The sequence below is a fragment of the Neobacillus niacini genome (genome assembly GCF_023715785.1).
Classification (GTDB): domain Bacteria; phylum Bacillota; class Bacilli; order Bacillales; family Cytobacillaceae; genus Neobacillus; species Neobacillus niacini_E.
Window position 1 is genome coordinate 1 of record NZ_JAMBOX010000048.1, and the last position, 942, is coordinate 942.

Here is a 942-nt window from a genome sequence, read left to right on the forward strand (position 1 = left end):
GTGCCCAAAACATAGCTTACAATTGATCCGTCGTACAAATCTAAAATCGCACTCAAATAAGCCTTCTGTGAGGCCCCGTACTTCATTTCGGTCACATCTGTCAGCCATTTTTCATTAGGCTTTTCTGCGTTGAAATCCCTGTTTAAAACATTCTCCGCGACATGTTGTGGAGTACTGGATTTATAATTTTTGCGTTTACGTCGAATAACCGACTGGATACCGGCGATTCTCATCAGTCGATATACACGTTTATGGTTAATGGGCTTAAAAAAGATTCGGCTCAGGTTCATTGTCATACGGCGGTAACCATATATACCATCCACTTTCTCATACAATCTCTTTATCTCCTCAAGAATTTCCTCGTTCCACTTTTCATTACCAGAAGGGGTGCTGTGAAGCCACTTATAATAGGAAGAACGTGCAATTCTCGCAATCTCGCATAATAGCACAATAGAAAAGTTCTCTTCCTCATGAAGCTCCTGAATAGCTACATATTTGTCGGTTAAACGGGTCTGGCTTAAGGACGCTTCTTTAAACGCCTCCTTTCGATCTCCTCTAACTTTTTTAAGAACGCATTCTCTGCTCGAAGACGCTCATTTTCTCGCTCCAACCGCTTCATTTCACGCTGGATCTTCTCCTCGGGAGTAAGTTCAATCTCATCCTTACGCTGTCCACGTTTATCTTTGAGACCATCCTCTCCATCTTTCTCATACTTTTTCACCCATTGATAAACCTGTTGGTAGGACACATTAAAATGTTCAGATGCCTGGTGATAATTTTTTCCGTTCTGTAGACAATACATCACAATTTCTAAACGTTCTTCAAGTGAAGTGGATCGACCTTTGATCATAGAGTTATTCATCCTTTGCGTGTCTTTTAATTCTCTATGACCATTATAATTCTTTATCCACTTTCTCAACACTGATCTACTGGATATTTCAT

2 protein-coding genes are annotated in these 942 nt (G+C 40.3%); both read right to left on the minus strand.

The features are described 5' to 3' along the window. Nucleotides 1-449, minus strand: a 449-nt coding sequence (locus M3234_RS28680; RefSeq protein WP_262307919.1) for an IS3 family transposase, incomplete at its 3' end; no start/stop codon positions are given. Nucleotides 450-517: 68 nt separating this feature from the next. After that, on the minus strand, nucleotides 518-942 hold a 425-nt coding region (locus M3234_RS28685), incomplete at its 5' end, for a helix-turn-helix domain-containing protein (protein ID WP_262307920.1).